The 6,961-nt window shown below is 53.9% G+C and carries 6 protein-coding genes; 1 reads left to right on the top strand and 5 read right to left on the bottom strand.

Features of this window, described 5'->3' with window-relative positions:
• Positions 1–214: 214 nt before the first annotated feature.
• The 5 genes from GTU67_RS14885 to GTU67_RS14865 form a co-directional block, all read right to left on the bottom strand.
• Entirely contained in the window at positions 215–1,756 is a 1,542-nt protein-coding gene (locus tag GTU67_RS14885) for a dynamin family protein (RefSeq protein WP_185780782.1), read from the bottom strand.
• Entirely contained in the window at positions 1,753–3,030 is a 1,278-nt protein-coding gene (locus tag GTU67_RS14880) for a GTPase (RefSeq protein WP_119517087.1), read from the bottom strand. Before GTU67_RS14880 ends, GTU67_RS14885 begins: the two co-directional genes overlap by 4 nt.
• A 31-nt stretch (positions 3,031–3,061) precedes the next feature.
• Positions 3,062–3,991 carry a catechol 1,2-dioxygenase gene (gene catA / locus GTU67_RS14875; RefSeq protein ID WP_123661513.1) on the bottom strand — a complete coding sequence of 310 codons (930 nt, stop codon included), beginning with the start codon at positions 3,989–3,991 and terminating at the stop codon, positions 3,062–3,064.
• A 75-nt stretch (positions 3,992–4,066) separates the two neighbouring features.
• Positions 4,067–4,357 carry a muconolactone Delta-isomerase gene (gene catC / locus GTU67_RS14870; protein ID WP_119517085.1) on the bottom strand — a complete coding sequence of 97 codons (291 nt, stop codon included), beginning with the start codon at positions 4,355–4,357 and terminating at the stop codon, positions 4,067–4,069.
• Positions 4,358–4,399: 42 nt separating this feature from the next.
• Positions 4,400–5,554 (bottom strand): muconate/chloromuconate family cycloisomerase, encoded by a 1,155-nt coding sequence (locus GTU67_RS14865; protein WP_119517084.1) that lies wholly within the window; start codon positions 5,552–5,554, stop codon positions 4,400–4,402.
• A 186-nt stretch (positions 5,555–5,740) separates the two neighbouring features.
• Here GTU67_RS14865 and GTU67_RS14860 point away from each other — a divergent pair, with 186 nt between their 5' ends.
• Complete coding sequence (locus GTU67_RS14860) at positions 5,741–6,652, top strand: LysR family transcriptional regulator (protein ID WP_119517090.1); 912 nt, start codon at positions 5,741–5,743, stop codon at positions 6,650–6,652.
• Positions 6,653–6,961: the final 309 nt, after the last annotated feature.

Below are 6,961 nucleotides of genomic sequence, written 5' to 3'. Positions count from 1 at the left end.
TGTATCAGGCTGCTCGCGCCCATCACCCTGCACGCTGGTCGGGAAAAACGCGCAACTGGCAACCCATAGGCAGCGTCTGGCTGAATCCAGAAAAGGAAACGACCGTTATCCATGATCAGAACGAGTTAAAAGCAGCATGACTCATGTTCCAACTACCTTGACAGACGCCGCAGGTAATTCTGGTGTATTTTCGGGTTTAATCAACCTGGGAAAGTCAAGCGAGTGGCGCGCGCAGTGTGACTTTAATACGTTGCAATGCGTCGTCGCTGTCTGCGATGAACATCTGCAAGTCCGCAATGCATTTTTCCAGCAGGCTTAGTGTATTGCGGCATTCTGCAGCCATGGCGTTGACCGCAATTTCGGTATGGTTCTGAAGAACTTGCTGCAATGCCATGTACAGTTTTTCGTAGTTGGGCTGAGCGGTGTACTCAGTCAGTTCAAGTGGTTGTTGCAACTCACTGCAACTTGGCACGTAATCGGGCAATATGTCTGAAAACACCTGAAGCAACGTGGTGTTGGCGATAGGTATCAATTCAGCATGAAAGGCTTGGCTATTGCCAGACTCCACAAGCTTTTCCAACATGGCAGGAAGTATGGGTGCAGTTTTGCGCCAGAAGTTCTTCAGAATCTGGTCGGGCGCATGAATAAGAGCTTGTTGTCCGGCGTTTAGCGCGACGTGTAATTGGCTTAACTGCGGCAATACAGTGTCGACCAAGCTACCCAGAACATTTTCTTCCTGATGATGCAATAAAACTTCGGCCGGTTTGCGCTGCTTGTAAGCCAGCGCGGGCTGGATGATGTCCAGTAAGGCCGCATACAGGCTCTCGAATCCGGCCTCTTCCAGAGCCTGCGGGGTCAGGCCTTCTGTGCGGGCCATGTAGGTCGAAATTGACACCGGGGCCACCAGTATCGATGCTTCCAGACCCATTGCGTCAAGCTTGGCGCTGGCCCGATCATACACGTCATTTTCTTGCAGAACACGATTTTCAGGTGTTTTGTTGCGAAGTAATTTCTGGATTTCCCCGTCGACTTCGTCTTCCTCGAAAACGTCACTGCGCGTTAAAACGGGCAGAAGCGGTTTGCCACGCCCCAATTCAGTCGAGAGTTCTTCCAGTTCCTGGGTTTGACCGGGAGATGCGGAGCTTGAAAGCCATAGCAAACCATCGGCACTTTCAATGAAGCGTTTTGTCAGTTCGGCATTTTTTCCGGTAACCGAGTGCAACCCCGGGGTATCGAGCAAAACCAGTTTCTGGCCAAGGCAAACCCCTTGCAACCGTGCGGTGGTTTCGGTTTCCCCCTCGGCGAACGTGTCGCTGGTCTCAACGACTCCCCCGTTTTCAAGGTGAAAGTATTGAACGGGCTGTGCGTGTGCCGAAAAACGTTTTGCCAGCAAGTTGCAAAATGCGCTTTTACCCACGTTGAATTTACCGAACACCAGAAAAATGACTTTATCGTTTAGCAACTCTGCGAGTTTGCTGGCATGAACAAGTTCCGATCGCTGTTGTGCCCAGTATCCCGACAGCGTGCGAAGGGTTTGCCCGATAGCTTGTGCCTGTGCGACAAAAGCACTGTCAGGTTTGAATCCAGACAGAGGCCATTGAAGTGACTCAAGGGTACGCTCAATATGCTCGTGCCAGGCATGTAATGAAGCGAGTGCTGGCGTCAGGTCGGTATGGGCGCGCGCAGCCGCATTGACGGTCGATAAAAAGCAGAGCTCGTGCGGGGCAACGACGCCCTGCGGATTCGTTGCGTTCATGCGGGTAGCGTAAATGAGGCGAGGGCGTCAATGGCATCAAGTGCGACGTTGACCTGGAGTTTGGCCGCAACGATGTCCTGCGCCAGGGTGACCTGATCGGTTGAGGCGTTAAAGTACTGTGTAAATGCTTCGTGCAGCTGTTGGATACCGGCGGGTGAGCCAAAGATCCGTTGCAAATCGCGGGCATGTTTGACCGAGATGCCAAGCACAGCGATCATTACCGTATAAAGACTGCCCGATACCGGCGTTTTTCCGCTTGATAAGCCAGTGACGCCATGGCCGGCGAGGAATGCGTCGATTTCAACACAGGCACGAGAATATGCGACCTGAATACGTGCGCGCTCGCGCTTTGCCGCAGTGAGTTTGTATTGATCACTGGCGTAGTCGGGGGTCAGGGAATTACCAAAACCTGGCGCGTTGATGATCGCCAGCAAGTCGGTTTGAACCTTCGCTAATACGGTGTGCAAGCCAGTGTCGAACTGATGGCGTTGGTCGGACTGCCGTTGCAGCAAGGCTTCCAGCCGTTGCTGGCGCAAGGCATGCTGTTGTTGCAGTTCGGTGCTGAAATGTTCAAAGAGCCGGGCGGCCTCAAAGGCTCGAGCCTGTGGCACGTTGGTCACGGCGTCAGCTATCAGATCTTTAAGTGCAGGAATCCCGCTTTTTTGCACCAGTAATTGTTTACTTTCGGTTTGGCCTTGTCGATGACGCGTTGATGAAACGGCATGGAAGACCGTACCCGGTGCCTGTTGACCGAGAGCCTTCAGAATGTTCTCGAGTTCGCCTGTTCCAGGCAGCTGGTCGATCTGGGACAACACAAACAACGTCTTGCGTTGCGTTAGACCTTCGTCGTTACATAACTGCTTCACGACGTCGTGTTCACAGCCGTCAAGCTCGCCTTCTTTGGCCGTATGTACAAACAGCCGGATATCGGACTCAATCCAGACGGCCCGCAGGGCCAGGCGATCGTCATCCAGGCTGATATCGGCGTCAAGGCCGGGTGCATCCAGCCAACAAACCGCATGGTGCGTCTGACTGGACAGTGTGATGGTTTCACGTTTGTCGGCAACTGAAAATTGGTCTTGACCCAGCAGTTCATTCAGCAACCGGCTTTTGCCATGATTGTATTTACCCACGACCGTTACGGTGGGCAACCGGTTCGGCGTCGTCAGCAAACGGAGCCGTTCGAGATGGCTGATGTGCTCGGGCAGAACGAGCAAGATTGCCCGTTCTGCCGCTGTTTGAGCGCTGCCAAGAATGTCGTTTTGTTCAATCATTCATTCTGTGGAACATTTTGAGTTAAACAGCTCAGGCCGCTGCACGCTCGCGGTTGACCAACTGGTTATCTTTGCCATCGACCAGTGGTGTGAGCGTGATATTGAATTCAATATCTTTGTACGTATCGGCCTTCAGGCCAAGCGCAGCACCACCGGTTTTTTCGGTCACCGGAGGAATCAGGTCTTCGCGTGTGGCGTAGGCAAAGTCATCCCAGATCAGCGGATCGCCTTCGATATTGAATTGCGTCGTCAACTTGCGGTTGCCGTCGCTGGTCACGAACATATGAACGTGTGCAGGGCGGTTGCCATGACGTGCCAGGTGGTTCAACAGCTGCTGTGTTGAACCTTGTGGAGGACAACCGTAGCCTACCGGCATCAGCGTACGGAATTCGTACTTGCCGTCAGCATCGGTACGCACCGCACCGCGAAGGTTAAAGTCGCTTTGTTTTCCAGTGGGGTCGAAGTGGGAATAGAAACCACGGGAATCAGCATGCCAGCATTCAACCAGAGCACCTGCAACCGGTTTGCCGTCAGCGCCTTTCACGACGCCGTGGATGACCAGCGGGCCGGCATCTTCGTCGGGGTCAACGTCAAGTTTGGCTACACCTTCTTTCACGGGTGCGCCTGCAACGTACAGCGGGCCCTCGATGGTACGCGGTGTACCGCCGTCAAGACCAATTTGCTTGTCTTCGGCATCAAGGCGGATGTCGATGTATTTTTCCAGACCAAGACCGGCAGCCAGCAACGCAGCCTCACCATCGGTGCCCAGGCGGTTCAGGTAGTTGACACCAGCCCAGATTTCGTCGGGCGTGATGTCTAGATCGTCGATGGCCTTGAACAGGTCAGACAACAGACGGTGAAGAATCTGTTTGAAACGGGCGTTGCCCTCTTGGCCTTCGAGGTTTACGGCAGCTTTCAACAGGTCTTGAACTTCCTGGGTGTCAAATACTTTAACGGTCATTTTCTGTCCCTTTTATGTAATAGAGTTGGCTTTTTGAGAGTGGAGTGGATGACAGCGCAGCGCGTTTTGGGCGATTCAGCTGTCGTCCTCGCGTACCGACGATGGGTGGCGGCATAGCGGTGTTACTGAAATTTTCATGAATGGGTAAAGCGGCAGATTGCTAAGCAACTGGTGCAATTCTGCGTTGTCTTCGACGTCAAAAATACTGTAATTGGCGTATTCGCCAACAATTCGCCAGATGTGGCGCCATTTGCCGCTACGTTGCAATTCTTGCGAATACGCCTTTTCTTTGGCAATGAGCTGAGCCGCAACTTCGGGGTCCAGACTGTGCGGAATCTGAACATCCATTTGCACATGAAACAGCATCTGTGGGTCTCCTGTTGGGGGAATCGGTGCGCAGCGGGCGGATTAGCTGCGCGTAACGTGGTGAATAGAGCCTGGCCGGGTGAATCGCTGCACCTGGGCATCGTTCAGCGTAATGCCAAGGCCGGGGCCTGTCGGGACTGTCAGTTCGAAATCGCTGTATTCAAGCGGTTGTGTCAGGATTTCTTCAGTAATCAAAAGAGGGCCAAACAGCTCGGTACCCCACTGCAAGTTGGCAAAACTGGCAAACAAGTGGGCTGAGGCAATGGTGCTGACCGCACCTTCAAGCATGGTGCCACCGTAGAGTTCAATACCGGCGGCATCGGCAATGGCGGCGACGCGTTGCGCAGCAAACAACCCGCCGCTTTGTTCAATCTTGACAGCGAAAACATCACTACCGCTTTCTTTGGCGATGGCAAAAGCGCTTTCCGGCCCTTGCAGTACTTCATCGGCCATCAAGGGAATTGAAAAGCGTCGCATCAGGCGACCCAATGCCGCGGCCGAGGCAACCGGTTGTTCAACCAGTTCGCAGCCGGCGTCGGCCAACGCGGGAATACCCCAGGCCGCCTGCGTTTCACTCCAGGCCATGTTGATGTCGACACGTACCGCTGCACGGTCGCCCAAGGCTTTCTTGATATCGGCGACATGCTGGATATCGGTTTTGATGGCCTTGGCGCCGATTTTCAGTTTGAACACATTATGACGACGCAAGGCCAGCATCTTTTCGGCTTCGTCAATATCCTGAGCCGTATTGCCCGAGGCCAGCGTCCAGGCGACGGGCAAGCGGTCGCGACGGCGCCCACCCAGTAACTCAGACAGCGGCACACCCAGGCGCTTGCCGTGCGCATCGAGCAAGGCGGTTTCCAGGGCGCTTTTTGCAAAGTGGTTCATTTTGACCAGTTTACCGACGTGCGTCATCAGGGCTTGAATCCGGGTGGCGTCTTTGCCAACGATGGCTGGTGCCAGGTAGGTATCTACCGTCTGTTTCATGGTTTCCGGGCTTTCGTGCCCATAGGCCATGCCGGCGATGGTGGTGCCTTCGCCCAGACCGGTGACGCCGTCGCTGCAGATGACCTGCAACAGCATCAGGCTTTGGCTCTGCATGGTGCCGACCGACAATCTGTGGGGCCGGATTGTGGGCAGATCAACGATGCGGGTTTCAACGCGTTCGATAACCGGGTAATTCGAATCGATAGACATTGGCGTATTTATTAAGATTTGATGAAACGGATTAATCGTGAATAATCGGGCCGGGCGCACCTCATGTCCAACACCATTTTCATCTGATTGAATACCTTTAAGGTATTGAATGGCACCAACCCAAGAAAATCAGGGGTTTGCTCCGGTAATATGCGGAAATACGCCAGTTCAATTTCGGGGGAAACAATGGATCTGCGTCAGCTACATTATTTTGTTGTCGTGGCCAGGGAAGGCAACTTCACCCGGGCGGCCGATCTGTTACATATGGCTCAACCCCCCCTGAGCCGCCAGATCCAGGCGCTGGAAGACGAGCTGGGTGTGCAGTTGCTGCTGCGCAAGCACCGGCCCGTTCGTTTAACCGATGCCGGTCGCGTGTTTTACGAGCAAGCCTTGCAAATTCTCGCGCGTGTAGAGCAAATGAAAGAGGCAACGCGACGTGTCGGTCTGGATCAGCGCAGGGTATTGAGTATCGGTTTTGTGGGGTCTACGCTGTATGCCGATGTGCCGCCGCTGGTGCGGCAGTTACGCAAGCATGATCCTGATCTCGAGATTCAGCTGGTTGAGTTGACGTCGGTACAGCAGGTCGACGCCTTGAATGAAGGGCGCATTGATGTCGGCATCGGCCGTATTCCTCACAATGATCCGAATGTCATGGGCATTGTCTTGCGTGAAGAACGTCTGGCGGTCGCCATTCCGGTGAACTCTCGTCTGGCGGCTGTTGACGGGCCGGTTAAGGTGTCAGATTTGCACGGTGAGCGTTTGGTGGTGTACCCGCAATCGCCGCGTCCCAGCTTTGCCGATCAGGTGCTGGGTGTGTTTCAGGCCAACGGGGTGCGCCCCGGCGAGGTCCATGAGGTTCGTGAAATTCAGGCCGCCCTGGGGCTGGTGGCTGCCGAAGTTGGCGTGTGCGTCATTCCGGTTTCTGCGCGGCAAATGCGCCAGGATATTCGGTACCGGTTACTGGAAGGCGAGCGTGCAGTATCGCCGATTATTCTGAATCATCGGGTGAATGATGATTCCCGATACCTTGGGCTGATCAAGCAGCTGCTTCAGAAAATGTATGACGAAAAACCGGCTTGGCTAGGCAACGACGGGTAAGTGACGATAGCTATTTTCATACCCCCGGAATAACCCTGATCTGAACGAATAGCCGCCTTAGTGATACCCACCAGGAATTGGCGTTTGTGCAAAGCGGGTTTGCAACGGTGTTATTCAACGTGCGCCGTAGTTCTGACAAGATGTGTTTTCTCACTTGTGAGATAACTCGAATCGTTATAAAAAAAATGCGGGTAAGCGGATTAAATGGTTGATCTTACCTTTGCATGAGAGTGAGACAGACCGGCATCTCATCGGATTATCTGGTTGATGCTTCACCTACTGCTGGTGCATGTTTCCTTCGCTAATTCC

This window comes from Pusillimonas minor (assembly GCF_014237865.1).
Lineage (GTDB): Bacteria > Pseudomonadota > Gammaproteobacteria > Burkholderiales > Burkholderiaceae_B > Neopusillimonas > Neopusillimonas minor.
Note: the sequence above shows the minus strand (reverse complement) of the source record. Positions and strands in the feature narration are given on the sequence as shown.

Coding starts and splice junctions, on each gene's coding strand:
- GTU67_RS14885 (WP_185780782.1), bottom strand. CDS start 1,756: ATGAACGCAACGAATCCGCAGGGCGTCGTTGCCCCGCACGAGCTCTGC.
- GTU67_RS14880 (WP_119517087.1), bottom strand. CDS start 3,030: ATGATTGAACAAAACGACATTCTTGGCAGCGCTCAAACAGCGGCAGAA.
- catA (WP_123661513.1), bottom strand. CDS start 3,991: ATGACCGTTAAAGTATTTGACACCCAGGAAGTTCAAGACCTGTTGAAA.
- catC (WP_119517085.1), bottom strand. CDS start 4,357: ATGCTGTTTCATGTGCAAATGGATGTTCAGATTCCGCACAGTCTGGAC.
- GTU67_RS14865 (WP_119517084.1), bottom strand. CDS start 5,554: ATGTCTATCGATTCGAATTACCCGGTTATCGAACGCGTTGAAACCCGC.
- GTU67_RS14860 (WP_119517090.1), top strand. CDS start 5,741: ATGGATCTGCGTCAGCTACATTATTTTGTTGTCGTGGCCAGGGAAGGC.